The organism is Collinsella sp. AM41-2BH, from assembly GCF_003468085.1.
Lineage (GTDB): Bacteria > Actinomycetota > Coriobacteriia > Coriobacteriales > Coriobacteriaceae > Collinsella.
In genome coordinates, this window is record NZ_QSGH01000011.1 from 1 (window position 1) to 14,759 (window position 14,759).

Annotated in this window: 14 protein-coding genes and 2 pseudogenes; 3 read left to right on the forward strand and 13 right to left on the reverse strand. The window is 52.1% G+C overall.

Features of this window, described 5'->3' with window-relative positions:
- Positions 1-170 precede the first annotated feature (170 nt).
- From DW899_RS06660 to DW899_RS06705, 10 genes are all read right to left on the reverse strand, one after another.
- Positions 171-503: a DUF2304 domain-containing protein gene (locus DW899_RS06660; protein ID WP_117800406.1), complete on the reverse strand. Its 333-nt coding sequence runs from the start codon at positions 501-503 to the stop codon at positions 171-173.
- 6 nt (positions 504-509) lie between these two features.
- Entirely contained in the window at positions 510-1,202 is a 693-nt protein-coding gene (locus DW899_RS06665) for a glycosyltransferase family 2 protein (protein ID WP_117800407.1), read from the reverse strand.
- 42 nt (positions 1,203-1,244) lie between these two features.
- Complete coding sequence (locus DW899_RS06670) at positions 1,245-2,396, reverse strand: HAD-IIIA family hydrolase (RefSeq protein ID WP_117800408.1); 1,152 nt, start codon at positions 2,394-2,396, stop codon at positions 1,245-1,247.
- The gene (locus tag DW899_RS06675) at positions 2,397-3,053 is read right to left on the reverse strand and encodes an SIS domain-containing protein (protein WP_117800409.1); all 657 of its coding nucleotides are present in this window, start codon (positions 3,051-3,053) and stop codon (positions 2,397-2,399) included. It lies immediately after the preceding gene.
- Positions 3,053-4,054, reverse strand: coding sequence for a kinase (locus DW899_RS06680; RefSeq protein ID WP_117800410.1), 1,002 nt, complete (start codon positions 4,052-4,054; stop codon positions 3,053-3,055). Before DW899_RS06680 ends, DW899_RS06675 begins: the two co-directional genes overlap by 1 nt.
- A gap of 18 nt (positions 4,055-4,072) precedes the next feature.
- The gene (locus tag DW899_RS06685) at positions 4,073-5,536 is read right to left on the reverse strand and encodes a sugar nucleotide-binding protein (protein WP_117800411.1); all 1,464 of its coding nucleotides are present in this window, start codon (positions 5,534-5,536) and stop codon (positions 4,073-4,075) included.
- Between the two features lie 113 nt (positions 5,537-5,649).
- Positions 5,650-6,690, reverse strand: a complete 1,041-nt coding sequence (rfbB, locus tag DW899_RS06690) for a dTDP-glucose 4,6-dehydratase (RefSeq protein ID WP_117800412.1) — start codon at positions 6,688-6,690, stop codon at positions 5,650-5,652.
- On the reverse strand, positions 6,662-7,558 hold the full coding sequence (gene rfbA, locus DW899_RS06695) for a glucose-1-phosphate thymidylyltransferase RfbA (RefSeq protein WP_117800413.1): 897 nt from the start codon (positions 7,556-7,558) through the stop codon (positions 6,662-6,664). Before rfbA ends, rfbB begins: the two co-directional genes overlap by 29 nt.
- 16 nt (positions 7,559-7,574) lie before the next feature.
- Positions 7,575-8,378 (reverse strand): glycosyltransferase, encoded by an 804-nt coding sequence (locus DW899_RS06700; RefSeq protein WP_117800414.1) that lies wholly within the window; start codon positions 8,376-8,378, stop codon positions 7,575-7,577.
- 1 nt (position 8,379) lies between these two features.
- Positions 8,380-9,225, reverse strand: coding sequence for an NAD(P)-dependent oxidoreductase (locus DW899_RS06705; RefSeq protein ID WP_117800415.1), 846 nt, complete (start codon positions 9,223-9,225; stop codon positions 8,380-8,382).
- A gap of 72 nt (positions 9,226-9,297) precedes the next feature.
- Between DW899_RS06705 and DW899_RS10890 the strand changes: the two are divergent.
- From DW899_RS10890 to DW899_RS06715, 3 genes and pseudogenes are all read left to right on the forward strand, one after another.
- Positions 9,298-9,609 (forward strand): annotated as a pseudogene (locus DW899_RS10890) (hypothetical protein); the annotation flags it as partial.
- Between the two features lie 102 nt (positions 9,610-9,711).
- A pseudogene (locus tag DW899_RS10895) lies at positions 9,712-9,858 on the forward strand (DapH/DapD/GlmU-related protein); the annotation flags it as partial.
- Positions 9,859-9,997: 139 nt separating this feature from the next.
- The gene (locus DW899_RS06715; protein ID WP_199570290.1) at positions 9,998-10,387 is read left to right on the forward strand and encodes a transposase; all 390 of its coding nucleotides are present in this window, start codon (positions 9,998-10,000) and stop codon (positions 10,385-10,387) included.
- A gap of 768 nt (positions 10,388-11,155) precedes the next feature.
- On the opposite strand, the gene DW899_RS10475 is transcribed toward DW899_RS06715, so the two are convergent.
- From DW899_RS10475 to DW899_RS06730, 3 genes are all read right to left on the reverse strand, one after another.
- Positions 11,156-12,421 (reverse strand): hypothetical protein, encoded by a 1,266-nt coding sequence (locus DW899_RS10475; RefSeq protein ID WP_147349731.1) that lies wholly within the window; start codon positions 12,419-12,421, stop codon positions 11,156-11,158.
- Positions 12,422-12,429: 8 nt separating this feature from the next.
- Positions 12,430-13,494: a glycosyltransferase family 1 protein gene (locus tag DW899_RS06725; protein WP_117800417.1), complete on the reverse strand. Its 1,065-nt coding sequence runs from the start codon at positions 13,492-13,494 to the stop codon at positions 12,430-12,432.
- Positions 13,495-13,597: 103 nt separating this feature from the next.
- Positions 13,598-14,759: glucosaminidase domain-containing protein (locus DW899_RS06730; protein WP_233539933.1), on the reverse strand; the 1,162-nt coding region annotated here is incomplete at its 5' end.

Below are 14,759 nucleotides of genomic sequence, written 5' to 3' on the forward strand. Positions count from 1 at the left end.
TGAATGTGGGAGGTGTTCGGATAAAGTTGATAATCAAGGTGCCTTCACAGTTAATCGTTAAAACCCTCGAATGGCTGAGTAAAAATAAATATAGTAGAAAGATTGCTGAAACCTGGACAGCAAAAGAAGTCTCGTGTTCATGCAGACTTATTATGTAATGAAGAGTTTTTCTACTTTTGCTTCTCCCGAAGTGCAATGGACTGAGTTAGCTCATTAATCCTTTCTTCCTGTTTCGATAAACGCAGAGAGTTTGAGAAATCTCTCATAACAAGCACAGCGATAACATAAAGAAATACGAAATTCGATGCCGAAATAAAGCCAAGCTTATTAGAAACAAAAATAGCAATATCAGGAAATACTCCAAGTAAAACGAAACTAAGGCTGAATAGCAGCCAGAAGAGAGAATCTAGTACCTGCATTTGCGCCTTTTTCAATCTTCGTATAACGAAGAAAAAGACCAACACAGCAAAAAAGATAAGAAGTGCTCGGAGCGTCAAAGACATATAAGATCACCTAAACCACTGAACAATTAAAAGCGTAGCGAACACCCGCGCCATATATTGAACCGACCTAACGGGATTGAGATAACTCTCCCCTCCCTGACGCTCTCGCATTTCGACCTGAACTTCGGAAACGGAATAACCTTGCTTCAAGAACAGTGCAATTGTTTCGGGCTCGGGATTAAGCGAATTGTCGTAATAAAACTTTTCAAGAATAGATCGCTTAAAAAGCCTAAATCCCGATGTGGGATCGCTAACCCTAGTGCCAGTTAGCATTTTAATCAACACGGTAATCATACGAGATCCGAGCATTCGTAGAGACTTATCCTTACGGACAGTCAAAAACCTAGAACCGATTACAATGTCAGCATTATCAACCAAAGCCTTTTCTACAAGTTTAACGATGTATTCCGGTCTATGCTGGCCATCAGCGTCAAATTGAATCATATAGTCATAACCATGATCCACTGCATAACGAGCCGCAGTTTGAAACCCAACCGTCAGACCACAGTTAATTGGCAAATCGATTACATTGCATCTTAGTTGTCTGCATATATCTAACGTTGCATCACGAGAACCATCATTGATAACTATAAAATCAAACTCATCTGGAACAGATTCTAGCTCAACTACAGTTTTTTCTATACACTCTTCCTCATTAAACGCAGGAATGGCAACGAGGACTTTAGCACCATCTGACACAGGTAAACCGATCTCTCAATTAAAGCAACTCCGACAAATGCTTTACACCCTTTGAAAATTAACATTGATACTCGATGCAGCAAATTCATCACTCTGCATATCGCCATACATGATACATCTACCCGGCAGAGCATCAAAATCGCGCATCGCTGCCAGCAGCATCCCCGGCGCGGGCTTACGACAATCGCACGGACCCGTGTAGTCGGGGTGATGCGGGCAGAAGTACCATGCGTCCACGTGCACACCGAGCCTATCCAGCTCATCCTCCATATATCGGTGCAGGTGCCGCATGTCGGCCTCAGTGTAGAGGCCCTTTGCGATGCCGGCCTGGTTGGTCACCACGACGACCTTATAGTCGGGGTCGTCGGTGTAGCCGCGCATGATATCGACCGTGGAGGGGATCAGTTCCAGCTTCTCGGGTTCATGCAGGTGCCCGGTGTCCACGTTGATCGTGCCGTCGCGGTCGAACATGGCGAGCTTCCAGGATTTGGCGAGAGGCGCGAGCATCGTCTGCGCGAGCTCGTAGTCCTCCGGCACGCCGATGTCGATGAAGCCGCCGGCGCACTCAACAGCGCGCAGCGACCTGTAGCCGACGACGCGTTCGAAGTAGTCGCTCTCCAGGGAGAACTTCTCGGGCATGTCATCGAGGGCGTGCCTGCGCAGAAGGTAAACGCCCGCGTTGATGAGGCCCTCCTCGCACGGGCGCTTCTCGTGGAACGCGGTCAGGGCGCCGCCGGCGTCCACGTCGACCGTACCATAGCGCTCGAAGCCGCGCATGCGCTTGACGGCGATGACGGCCGAGACGTTATCAAGTGCATCGGCCGCGGCGGCCTCCATGGCGGCGAAGTCCACATCGAGCCAGGTGTCCCCGTTCAGGACGAAGACCCAGTCCGACTGGCACCTGCCGAGCGCCCTCTTCACGGCGCCGCCGGTGAACAGGGGCGTGTCCTCGGGGCTGTACTCGACCGCCATGCCGCGATACGAGGAACCGAAGAATCCCTCGATCTGCTCGCGGCGGTAGCCGTCGGCGACGATGACGCGGTCGAAGCCCGCCGCGGCGAGCTGGTCCATGATGAAGCGCAGGAACGGCCTGCCGGCGACCGGCGCCATTGGCTTGCAAACGTCGGGCACGACGTGGGCGAGCCTGGTGCCGAAGCCGCCCGCCAGCACGATCGCCTCGCGGTAGGGGCGCATCTACTCGGCACCCCCGAACATATCGGCCTCCACCGCGGCGCACAGCACGTGGTAGGTGGGCAGGTGCAGCTCCTGGACGCGGAAGACCTCGTCGCGGGGTACACGGACGCACACGTCGGAGATGCCGGTGAGCTTCGACTCCTTTGAGCCAGTGAGCGAGACCACGCGGACGCCCTTCGCGCGGGCGACCTTGGCGGCCTCGACGACGTTGGCGGAGTTGCCCGAGGTCGAGATGGCGAGCAGGACGTCGCCGGGCTCGCCGTAGCCGTAGACCTGTTGGGCGAAGACGCCGACGGCCGCCTCGTCGTTGCCGAACGCGGTGGAAAGCGCCGTCTGTGAGACGAGCGAGATGGCGGGCAGCGACCCCTCGAGCCACGCGGGGGCATCGGCGCCGTTGGCCTCGCGGTAGGCCTGCGCGAAGGCCCCATCGACCGGGCGCTTGAAGCGGAAGCTCTTCATGAGCTCGCCGACCGTGTGCTCAGAGTCGGCGGCGGAGCCGCCGTTGCCGCACACAAGCAGCTTGCCGCCGGAGCGGAAGGACCCGGCGATCAGGTCGCGGGCCGTGCGGACCTCCGCCTCGCAGGCCAGCATCTCGGGGTAGTTTTCGAAGAAGGTGGACAGGCACTCGTCGCCCGTCTGGGGGCACTTGGTATCCATTAACGGGATCCCTCCAGGTCGTAGTCCTCGGGCCCGTAGTAGGCGACGGAGGTGCCGCCGTCCTCGAACTCGAACGGTATGTAGAGCAGGTCGGACATCGCGCGGCGCACGGACTCCTGCGCGTCGGGCTCGACATAGAAGACGAGGAACCCTCCCCCGCCGGCGCCCAGCAGCTTGCCGCCCAGCGCGCCGGCGTTCATGCCGCGCTCGTACAGGGCGTCGATGGAGCCGGTGGAGACCTGCGAGCCGGTGCCTCGCTTGAGGCGCCAGGTGGTGTCGAGCAGGCGGCCGAACTCGGAGAGGTCCGCCGACTTGTCGGTGAGCACGCCCTCGGCCACGTCGACCAGCGACAGCATCTCCCTGAGCTGGGCGGTCTTATCAGTGACGCGGTTGGCCTTCTGCATGTCAGAGGAGAAGCGAGTGAAGCCCGTGAAGAACATCATCAGGTTAGAGTTGAGCTCGCGTTTGCGCTCCGGCGAGATGACGATCGGGCGGACCGAGAAGTCGCCGTCGGCGAAGTCGATGCGGTTGAGGCCACCAAACGCCGCGGCGATCTGGTCCTGCCAGCCGCCGGCCTCGGCGCACAGGTCGCGCTCGAGCCTTATAGCCTCCCTGGCCAGGCGGTCCTTGGATGCGTAGGTGCCCTTCATGCAGTGGAAGGCATTGAGCATGCCCACGGCGAAGGAAGAGGATGTGCCCAGGCCCGAGCGCGCGGGCAGGTCGGCCTCGTAGGCGATGCGCATCTCGCGCATGTCGAGCATCTGCATGGCGTTTCGAACGGCGGGGTGCTCGAGCTCGGAGGGGTCGGAGACGCGCTCGATCCTGGAGTAGACGAGCTCAGTGGAATAGTCGAAGAAGCGCGGCAGGTGGCGCGCCGTGACGTAGCAGTACTTGTCGAATGTGGTCGAGATGACCGAGCCGCCGTGCTCGTTGAAGAACTCGGGCATATCGGTGCCGCCGCCGAAGAACGACATGCGGAATGGTGTGCGAGTGATGATCATTTCAAATTACTCCAATTGTTACACAGCATGAACGCATGACAAATACACTTTCAGCTCTTCCTCCCAGTCGGGCATATGAAAGCCCGCCGCCTCAAGTTTAGAGAGGTCAAGGGTGGAGTGAGCCGGTCGCGGAGCAACAGGAACCTCTGAACTCGCGCGATAGTCGGCGGTGGAAACGGGGATGACTCTGTCGCCGTTCCCGTTGACGACATCGAAGACCACTTTAGCGATATCCGCCCATGACCTGCTAGCACCCGAACCACTACAGTCATAAATGCCGAAAGGGGCATGCGCGTCCAACAAGTAAAAGATAGCAGCGGCAAGGTCGGGCGTGAAGGTAAGACGACCGAATTGGTCATCGACTACGTCAATCTTCTCAAGCTCGTCATCTTGGTTAGCAATGCGGTCAGATAAGGTTTTCATAGTCTTAACGAAATTGCGTCCCTCACCAATGACCCAGCTAGAGCGAATAATGTAATGACGAAGGCAGCCAGCCACGGCGATGTCACCGGCAGCTACGGTTTGACCAAAGACGGAAAGGGGACACATAGGCTCCTCTTCGTTATGGATCTCAGTTGTGCCGTCGAAAACGTAGTCGCTGGACACGTGGACCAGGGTGATCCCGTGCTCGGCACAAGTGCGGGAGAGAAGGGCGGGGCCGGTGGCGTTGGCCTTCCAGGCGATGGCACGGCCCTCGGGGGTCTCGGCCCTGTCGACCGCGGTGTAGGCGCCGCAGTTGATCACGGTGCCGTAGAGCGACCAGTCGTATTTGGAATAGGCCTCCGGGTCGGACATGTCGAAGGTGTCGATATCGCAGAAGTCGAAGTCCTTAGACACGCCGCGCTCCTCGGCGAGCGCGCGGACCGCATGCCCCAGCTGGCCGTTGCAGCCGGTGACGAGAGTCCTCTTGGGCGCCATGGGAACGACGTCCTTCAGCATCGGGTGGTTGAGGTCGGCCTCGGAGACGGTGGCCTGGTCCAGCGGGATCGGCCACTCGATAGCGAGCTCGGGGTCGGCGAGGTTCACGAAGGTGTAGGTCTTCTTCAGCTCGAGGGACCAGTGGGCGTCCACCAGGTAGGTGTAGGCGGTGCCGTCCTCGAGCGCCTGGAAGGAGTTGCCCACGCCGCGCGGGACGTAGATGGCCTTGCTCGGGTCGAGCGTGCAGGTGTAGACCTTCCCATAGGTAGCGCTGCCCTCGCGCAGGTCCACCCAGGCGCCGAATACGCTGCCGCGGGCGACGGAGATGAACTTGTCCCAGGGCTCGGCGTGGATGCCGCGGGTAACGCCGCGGCTGTCGTTATAGGAGATATTGTTCTGGACGATGCGGAGGTCGGAGATGCCAAGAGCGGTCATCTTGGCACGCTGCCAGTTCTCCTTGAACCAACCGCGCGAGTCGCCGTGGACAGCGAGGTCGACGACCATCAGGCCCTCGATGCCGGTCTCGGTGACGGCGAGGTCCTTCTCGAATGCGATGTCTGCCATGTGGGAAAAGCTCCTATCGACGATACGGTGGTTGCGGGCGCCCCGGGCGGGCCGCAGGATCATCCCCATGCCTGCGGTCCGCCCGGGGCGCCCCGTAAGGGCACTCGGGCGGTCTACTGCCCCTGCGCCCTATACCTGGCCTCGGTGGCCTCCTTGGCCGGTCGCCACCAGGCCTCGTTGGCGACGTACCAGTCGATGGTCTGTTTCAGGCCCTCGGCGAAGTCGGTGTGCGCCGGCCTCCAGCCGAGCTCGCGCTGGAGCTTGGTGGAGTCGATGGCGTAGCGGCGGTCGTGGCCGGGGCGGTCGGCGACCCAGTCGAAGTCCTCGGGGTCGCGGCCCATGGCCTCCAGGATCATGCGCAGGACGGTGATGTTGTTCTTCTCGCCGTCTGCGCCGATGAGGTAGGTCTCCCCCATGCGGCCCTTCGTGAGGATGTCCCAGACGGCCGAGGAGTGGTCCTCGGTGTGGATCCAGTCGCGGACGTTCTCGCCCTTCCCGTAGAGCTTGGGGCGCACGCCGTCGATGATGTTGGTGATCTGCCTGGGGATGAACTTCTCCACGTGCTGGTAGGGTCCGTAGTTGTTGGAGCAGTTGGAGATCGTGGTTCGCAGGCCGTAGGTGCGGGTCCAGGCGCGCACGAGCATGTCGGAGCTCGCCTTGGTCGAACTGTACGGCGAGGAAGGGTGGTACGGCGTCTCCTCGGTGAACTTCGCCGGGTCGTCGAGCGCCAGGTCGCCGTAGACCTCGTCGGTGGAGACGTGGTGGTAGCGGATGCCGTGCTCCCTCACTGTCTCCAGCAGGCGGAAGGTGCCCTCGACGTTGGTGCGCAGGAAGGGCTCGGGGTCGGCGATGGAGTTGTCGTTGTGGGACTCTGCGGCATAGTGCACGATGGCGTCGTGGCCCGGCACCAACTCATCGAGCAGCTCGGCGTCGCAGATGTCGCCCACGACGAGCTCCACGCGATCGGAGGGCAGCCCGGCGATGTTCTCGGGGTTGCCGGCGTAGGTCAACTTGTCCAGCACGGTCACGTGGACGCCCGGGTGGTTGTTCACCACGTAGTGCACGAAGTTGCTACCGATGAAGCCGCAGCCTCCAGTGACGATAATGTTCTTAGGTTCAAATTGCTCAGGCACGATTGACCCTCTCGACTTCATCTGCAATTGACAAAATATACTTACCGTAATCGGTTTTCTTCAGCTTTTCACCCAAGCGGCGCAGGTGTGAGCAATCGATGAAGCCCTGCCGATAGGCAATCTCCTCTAGACATGCAACGTAATACCCCTGACGACTCTGAACCGCCTCAACATACTCAGCAGCCTTGAGTAACCCAGTGGGAGTGCCAGTGTCAAGCCATGCCATTCCTCGGCCCATAAGTTCAACAGACAGCTCACCCCTATTAAGATAAGCACTGTTGACGCTGGTAATTTCAAGCTCCCCCCTTGCCGACGGCTTTACCTCAGCCGCAATGTCGGCAACCTGGCCATCGTAGAAATAGAGCCCGGGTACTGCGTAGTTTGATTTTGGAAATTGCGGTTTTTCCTCAATGCCAATTACTCGATTCCTAGAGTCAAATTCAACGACACCAAAAGCCCGCGGATCCTTGACTGGGTATCCGAATACAACTGCGCCACCTTGTTGTTCGACACTGCATTTCGCAGAATTGATAACCTTAGAAAGCGACTGACCATGAAACAAGTTATCGCCTAGAACGAGCGCACAAGACTCTCCTGCCAGAAATTCGCGACCAATAACAAAAGCGTCGGCAAGGCCTCTAGGTTTCTCTTGAACAGCGTATTCGATCTCCATCCCAAGATCGGAACCATCACCTAAAAGCGTTTTATAAGATGTCAAATCAGATGGATTTGTAATTATTAGAACTTGCCTAATACCAGCAAGCATAAGAACAGATATTGGATAATAGATAAGTGGCTTGTCGTAAATGGGCAACAGCTGCTTATTGACAGCTTTAGTAATAGGATGAAGGCGCGTGCCAGACCCTCCTGCAAGAACGATACCTTTCATTCGAATCACTCCCCAATCAATTAACGTTATTCAGGCGCTCGCTATTTGAATAAACACGATTAACAAAGCGGGCAATAGGCTCAGGCCAAAGCTCACTTAAAATCAACAGCGTTTCACCTGTGCGAATGTTTTCATCGAGGTTTTTAGAGGTGGCTGAATCGGCGTAAATCCTGTGACCCATGAGAATTTCAGGAATATAACAGAAGCGCCCATTGGTGGACGCCAGCTTTACCCATGTCTTGTAGTCACAACTATCGCGAAGCGTCGTATCGAACACGCCTGGTCCCAATAGCTCCTTATTTAAAGTAACCGAAGGGCAACATATGGGACATCCAAATCTGAGCACGGTCTTTTTTAAGAACACCGTACCGTTGCCAGGCAACAGGAATAGTTGATTCATAATGCGCTTGATGGCAAGCATAAAATTCGAATTTATCCGCGAGCCGTTTCTAATCTCATAGTAATCAGTGAACGAGATGGATACGTCCTTTTCTATATAACGATTAAAGCAATCAATTGTTTTCTCTAGAAATGTTGGAGAATACAAGTCATCCTGATGGGCGATGGTAACAAGCTTTGAATTAACGCTGTCGTAGCCAAAGTTCCAATCATCACCAGCGTAATGAGGTTTGGGGTTAATAATCATTTTAACGCCACACTCAGAACAAACCCCCTCAATATATGGAGATGGAGTTGATGTTGAGACAACAACATTCGAGGGCACCGTCTGGTTCTGAAGCGACCGTATTGTTTTTGCCAAAAACGGATTATCCTTATAGGCACAAACGACAAATGAGTGATCAGCCGAGCTGTATGACATCTTAGGCAATCTCCAAAATTGAGTTGATCTTCGTAGCATCTCCCCAAACAGCAGGAGAGTCATAGGGGCGATCCGGATAAGCACCATAGTCCAACCTAATATCCAAATGGTGCTCTTCAATAAAGGACTCAATCTTGTCTCCTAGGGATACTGGAACCCCAGAACAACAGTTAATTATCCCATTGATTTTATCTTGCATAACGACGGCAGCAATTTGTTCTGCTAGGTCATCGACAGAAATAAAATCATATTTATTTTTCCCCGAAGTAAACGGAAATGTCGATTCACCAGCAGCATCAGCCCGAAGCAACTTGCCGAATATAGACCTTGAGTTAATATCATCTCCGTAGATATAAAAACCTCTAATCCACTGGCAAATCACCCCTCTGTCTTTCGCATATGAAAAAATAGCCTGCCGTAATGCGTTCTTACCGATACCATATAAACCCTGGGGATCGCATGGGGTATTCTCGTCAATGGCACCTTCCCAATATCCAACTTCATGCATGGTGCCCATGCCACACACATGCTCAACACCAGAATCAATGGCGCGTTTCATAAAGTCATAATGAAGTGGCATGTCATCCAAGTGGGACGAAGCGTTATGATCGAATCCGTTTCTCCAAGCCAAATGAAGCAAAGCATCAGGAACAATGTCGAGGGATTCGAAATTAAACTCAGAAGAGAGCACATCCCCTTCGATATAACGTACGTGAGCGTTATCACCGAAAGCGCCGGAACAAACGCGATCGACTGCAATAATATCGGCACCAAGTTGACTCAGACTGCCAATTACGTGCTTTCCAATATATCCATTAGCGCCTGTAACCATAATCAATTTCGACACTATTTGCCTCGCTCAATACTCTAAGTACAATACATATAGACGTTTTTAAGAATAGCAGAACGGAGAGCATCGATGTTTATATGCGGCAATAATTACACCATTGGAGAGGTGGGGAAACTCATCTATTCAACTATCAAAACTAGAATTTTCTTTCCTGGAGCGCGCCTGATTAGAAGTCCCTTTTATATCCGTGGCAAAAAAAGAGTGACCTACGGAATAGGCTTTTCAACCGGATATGGCTGTCGCTTTGAGGCAATCCCAGATGCGGAAAACGACTCTAATATAAAAATCAAAATCGGCAATAACGTCCATATCGGCGATAGAGTTCACATTGTCGCAATTGACACTGTATCCATCGGAGACAATGTACTCCTAGCATCAAATATTTTCATTAGCGACTGTAATCACGGTAAGTACACGGGTGAAAATCAATCCACACCCACGATACCACCAGACGAACGCGAGCTGTATGGCTCACCTGTCAATATCGGCAATAATGTTTGGATTGGCGAAAATGTTTGCGTTTTGGCCGGCGTAACGATTGGAAACGGTGCAATAATTGGCGCGAATTCGGTAGTTACCAAAGACGTTCCTGCTAATACCATCTGCGTAGGAGCGCCCGCTAGGGCTATCAAGCAATTCGACAGCAGTCTCAACCAATGGAATTCAATTGCTACCCCGAATTAAAACATGTGAACACAAATATGAGATTTCGTCGAAAATGTTGATGTAAGGGTGACGCCCGAGCGTCCGTTTAACGAAGTAGACCTCTGTGAAAATCTTATCAGACCCGAGGTCGGACATGCTCGCCATGCCCCGTTTTATCGACGGCGCCATCGACATACAGGAGCTGCTTCGCAGACTCGCCGAGCAGGTCGTGAACGCCGTAATGGACGCCGAGACCGACCAGCTGTGCGGCGGCTTGGCGAACAGCCGTAATGGCCACCGAGAGCACGGCCTCTCCACCTGCGTCGGCACACTGCCGGAGCGCATCCCCAAGCTGCGCTCCGACAGCATCTTCCCGGACGACGTGATCGAGCGCCACCGGCGTGTGAACCGCGCCCTCGTGCCGCCGTCACCGAGATATAAGCCACCGGCACGAGCTGTTCGCGCCGAACTAAAATCAACCAGTTTCGCAAACGCGTCTCGCCGAATGCGCTAACGCGCTTTCGGCGACCCCACTAACGTACTTTTACCAACTGCGCTAACGGAACTACGCTCCAATCGGGTATCCGACCCGGAAGGAGCAACATATGGAGCGAAACGTAATGGGAGAGCTGAACGTCTACAGGGGTCCGGCGCGAAGCCGAACTTCAGTGAGATCGCAAGGAGGCACGGCATGGACCGGCACACGGTCGCCAAGTACTGGCGGAACGGTCGACTGAGCGCGGCTGAAGGCGGAGGCCAAAAAGATAATCGAATCGGGCATCGAGCTTGCGGACAGGATCGAGGCGGCATAGGATATCAACCGTGCTCCAGGTTCTAGGACGCCGAGCCAACTCGCTTCGGATTGGTCGCTACACCAACAAGTCCGACGCGATCCAGTACACTTCTCGCGCGCCAGTCTCTCCTCCTCATAGTGCGTGCCGCACCACCAGAAAGCCATCTACACTCACTTTAAAGGCTTCAACCCGTAGTGCTAGCGTGAATAGCATCCCCGTCAACTTCAGCGTCTACAGTGACGATCCACACATAAGCACTTCAAGGTTGCAAGCAACCCAGATTACGTCATCATTGGACGCGCAGTGAACCTCTTCATCATGGATGGAGGCCGAGCCTTGCGAAAGTCAGCTTTCTTAGGCCTAAAGAACACTCATCTTCGACCGTCAAGCTCGCTGAAACACGTCTTAAAAATATTTTCAGTTAAGAAAGTGCCGATCTTGTGGCCCGAGAAAAATAGCAAGCGTGTCTGGCAAGCTGAGAGAATGGGTTATCTGCTTAATTTATTCGGCTGAAATATAAACCTATTTATAGTATTTAGTCGACGGACAAAAAATACAATGGCCAAGACCAACCCTAATATAAAACTCGTAGACACTGCATAACTGACGCCATTCGAACCAAAATGATGAATGAAAATTGATGATATCAAATATGAACACAAAAGCGCTGCCGTTGTAGACAGAAAAGCACCCCAGGTTTCCCTTATAACGACAAGAAGATCATACGAGAAAGCAAACAAAGTAGTCAGTCCAGTCGCTATAACGGCAGGAACAAGATAGCTAACACCTCTGGATATCGACGATCCAAATAACAGTAAAAGCATCTTATCCCCAAACAGGGAGCATGCTAACGAAATCAACATCGTAAACATCACAATGAATGCAGCAACTCTTAAATATTCAACGATAAACTCTTTATGATTGTGTTCATGCCATTTTTCAGCAAATCCCACCATCAGGGGTCCATATAAAAATGATGCAGCTGCTTGGACAAGAACAGTAGGCGTAGCAACAGCAGCATAAACACCAAGTTCCTCTGTCCCTCCAATTTGCGCCAGTTGCTGACGCGAGACTGAAACAACAGCACCAAAAAAAACTGCAGTTAATACAACAGGCAAGTATTGTTTTATTAGCCTAAAAACTAAAGTTATCTGAATTTTTGGAATAACGGAACCGAAGAAAGATGCATGGCGAGCATCGTATAGCCACGTAACAGTTATGCAAAAAAATGAAAGCGAAATAAACGCAACATTAATTGATAATCCGAAATACAAAGGTGCTGAAAAGAACAGTAGCCCTCCTATACCGCGAACCGCTTGTGAAATCCCAATGAAGTCCATTCTTTCGGCCTTTTGTTCCATTCCGTAAAACACGGCGCAAAACGCTTCGTCAGCTTTGAAAAGCAACCATAATATTGTTGAAAACATAAGCGACAGGTCAGAAGTTGACAGCATGATATATATAACGATAGGTATAAAAGCAAAGCCCACCGTTACATAACGAAATGCAATGTATTCTGAAGATGATATCTCAGAGGTTAAATCAGAAATCTGAATTGTGCGCATGTTATAAGTTGCAAATGGATAGTAGATATTACCAATTGACATCGCAAAGGCCAGAATACCAGAATTTGCATAATTCCCGGAAACTAAAACAACTGTAATTGTCATTAGCCATAAACATGCTTGATATATTAAACAGCCTATAGTGTTCCATAACATATTCTGTCTTACTGACAAAGAAGTAGTGCTCAAGTTAGATCCTAATTTATTAATGACTTATAAAAGGCAAAAGTGGATTCAGCAGTCTGATCCCAGCTATATTTACGAACCCTATTCAACCCGGATTCAACAAGCGCATTAAAATCATTGTCAAAAGAGCATAATCTTTGAATATGATTCGCGATAATTGAAGGAGACACTTTATCCAACAGAATGCACGAATCCCCTGCAACCTCTGGAATAGAACTTTTATTTTGCGCAATAACAGGGCACCCTGAAGCCATGGCTTCTAACAGCGGTAGTCCGAAACCTTCATACTCTGATAGATATAAGAGAGCAGCCGAGGAATTATATAGACGCGAAACTTCGGAAGACTCAGGGTAAACATGTGAAACAAAGCGACCAGGAAGATATTCACCCAATAAGCGGACCTCATCATCATTGAGAGGTGACCCAATAATATGTAGCTCTACGTCATTTAATTTGGATACAGACTCAACGGCCAACCGGAAATTTTTATAGGAAACAGATCTGTTTCCAACAAATACGACCCTTTTCAACCTTTCAGCAGCATTGTATCTGTAAGATTTAGTGTCATAACCTTGTGGAATAATTTCGATATTCTTATTCATCGAGCTTGGAATATATTTAAAAAGATCGTTTTTTGTACTCTCCGAAATACAAATTACAGCATCTGCATGATTTACGGCTGCTTTCATTTGATTTAATTGAAAATGCTTAACAAACCCCGAGAAATACTTCATACAAATAAAGTCATGAATTGTAACAACATTGATAGCATGTTTGTTGGGGGTGGTTCTAAAGTAGGATGAGTGAAAAATACAATCCCTATCAACTTTTACTCGACTCACCTCATCTATTCTTAGAGGAAGATTGGAATAGACACACCTACATGAATCAATGCTGTTCTCAATGAGCTTTCTTTGAAGGTTGAGTTTGGAATCAGTCCTATCATGGAAAACGACATCGAACGATTCCGAGTTGACAGCGCGCGATATCAAATTTGCCCAGTAGATAGACCCGCCTCCGGTTTTTTGTAAGCTAAAGACCAAGTTATCAAAATCAATTGCAATAGGTGCGTCCATTATTTCCGTCCTTCAATTTCAAATATGACGAGAAAATCTTAAGGTTGATAATCCATTAAACAATTAAACCAAAGATCACTCTCTGCCTCGCGATGCTAAACGATCAATTTAGCTGATAAAGAGTATCAAGCAACGTTCTTATTTTTCTTCCGTAAAGTGGATCTGAAGCCCATTTTCCACTTAAGTCCTCAACAAAAGGCGCACTTCCCCTGCGAACTAAAGAGAATCGAGGGTCTATGCACCCATTATTTAAGGGATTATGGGAAGAATATGCCTTAAGATGCTGAACTTGTGCTCGAATGCCCATTTGCACCGAACAATTCCCGAATGTATTAAAAGAAGCTCCGGAAATACCCGAATCTAGGGCACCAATACCTGCAAAATTGCACTGTTCAGCAGAGACTTGACCTCCGAATTTTAGCCATCCAGTTTCAATCATTGCTTGAGCAAAAATCACATCAGGATTAATGCCCTCTGCTAAACCCTCCTTATATATTAAACTGCAAAACTGATTGATATCAGCTGCCCCATATTTTGCATAAATCTGCGATGGGAAATTTGAGCGAGAGTTAAATAAAGCAGCCATTTTTGATGCAGAAGAATTCGATACAGAAGAAATGGGGAATTTCGATGCATCGCAATAAATTGAATCAGCCTTTAATCTTCCATTAAAAGTACCATATGTTGCCCAAATCGCAACAGAGTAAACACCCGCTTCACCGAAGTCGACCGCGGCGGCGACGGACGCAGACCAGGAACCGTCCGGGCCCTTTTTCGCTTGGTACCAACAGACGGATCCGGAGGGCGAAACCACCCGGACGGCGGCGTTGGAGGGCTGGGAGCTGAAGCCGGTTGCGCTCACCGACAGGGACCCCGACGACGCGGAGCAGGACAGCTTCACGTCGGGTCGGGCGACGTCGGCGGAGGCCTTCGCCCAGCGCTCGGTCGAGGACCCGTAGGTCGCCCACAGGGAGACGGAGTAGGAGCCGAACTCGCCGAAGTCGGCGGCGGCGGGCACCTCGGCGGCCCAGGAGCCGTCGGAGCCCCTAACGGCCTGGTACCAGCGGCAGGCGCCGGAGGGGGCGGTGACCTGGACGGCGGCGTTGGAGGGCTGGGAGCTGAAGCCGGTTGCGCTCACCGACAGGGACCCCGACGACGCGGAGCAGGACAGCTTCACGTCGGGTCGGGCGACGTCGGCGGAGGCCTTCGCCCAGCGCTCGGTCGAGGACCCGTAGGTCGCCCACAGGGAGACGGAGTAGGAGCCG

Excerpts from the sequence above, each read along its gene's own strand:
- DW899_RS06660 (WP_117800406.1), bottom strand. The coding sequence starts at position 503 with ATGTCTTTGACGCTCCGAGCACTTCTTATCTTTTTTGCTGTGTTGGTC.
- rfbB (WP_117800412.1), bottom strand. The coding sequence starts at position 6,690 with ATGAAGTCGAGAGGGTCAATCGTGCCTGAGCAATTTGAACCTAAGAAC.
- rfbA (WP_117800413.1), bottom strand. The coding sequence starts at position 7,558 with ATGAAAGGTATCGTTCTTGCAGGAGGGTCTGGCACGCGCCTTCATCCT.
- DW899_RS06725 (WP_117800417.1), bottom strand. The coding sequence starts at position 13,494 with ATGGACGCACCTATTGCAATTGATTTTGATAACTTGGTCTTTAGCTTA.
- DW899_RS06680 (WP_117800410.1), bottom strand. The coding sequence starts at position 4,054 with ATGATCATCACTCGCACACCATTCCGCATGTCGTTCTTCGGCGGCGGC.
- DW899_RS06675 (WP_117800409.1), bottom strand. The coding sequence starts at position 3,053 with ATGGATACCAAGTGCCCCCAGACGGGCGACGAGTGCCTGTCCACCTTC.
- DW899_RS06670 (WP_117800408.1), bottom strand. The coding sequence starts at position 2,396 with ATGCGCCCCTACCGCGAGGCGATCGTGCTGGCGGGCGGCTTCGGCACC.
- DW899_RS06685 (WP_117800411.1), bottom strand. The coding sequence starts at position 5,536 with ATGGCAGACATCGCATTCGAGAAGGACCTCGCCGTCACCGAGACCGGC.
- DW899_RS06700 (WP_117800414.1), bottom strand. The coding sequence starts at position 8,378 with ATGTCATACAGCTCGGCTGATCACTCATTTGTCGTTTGTGCCTATAAG.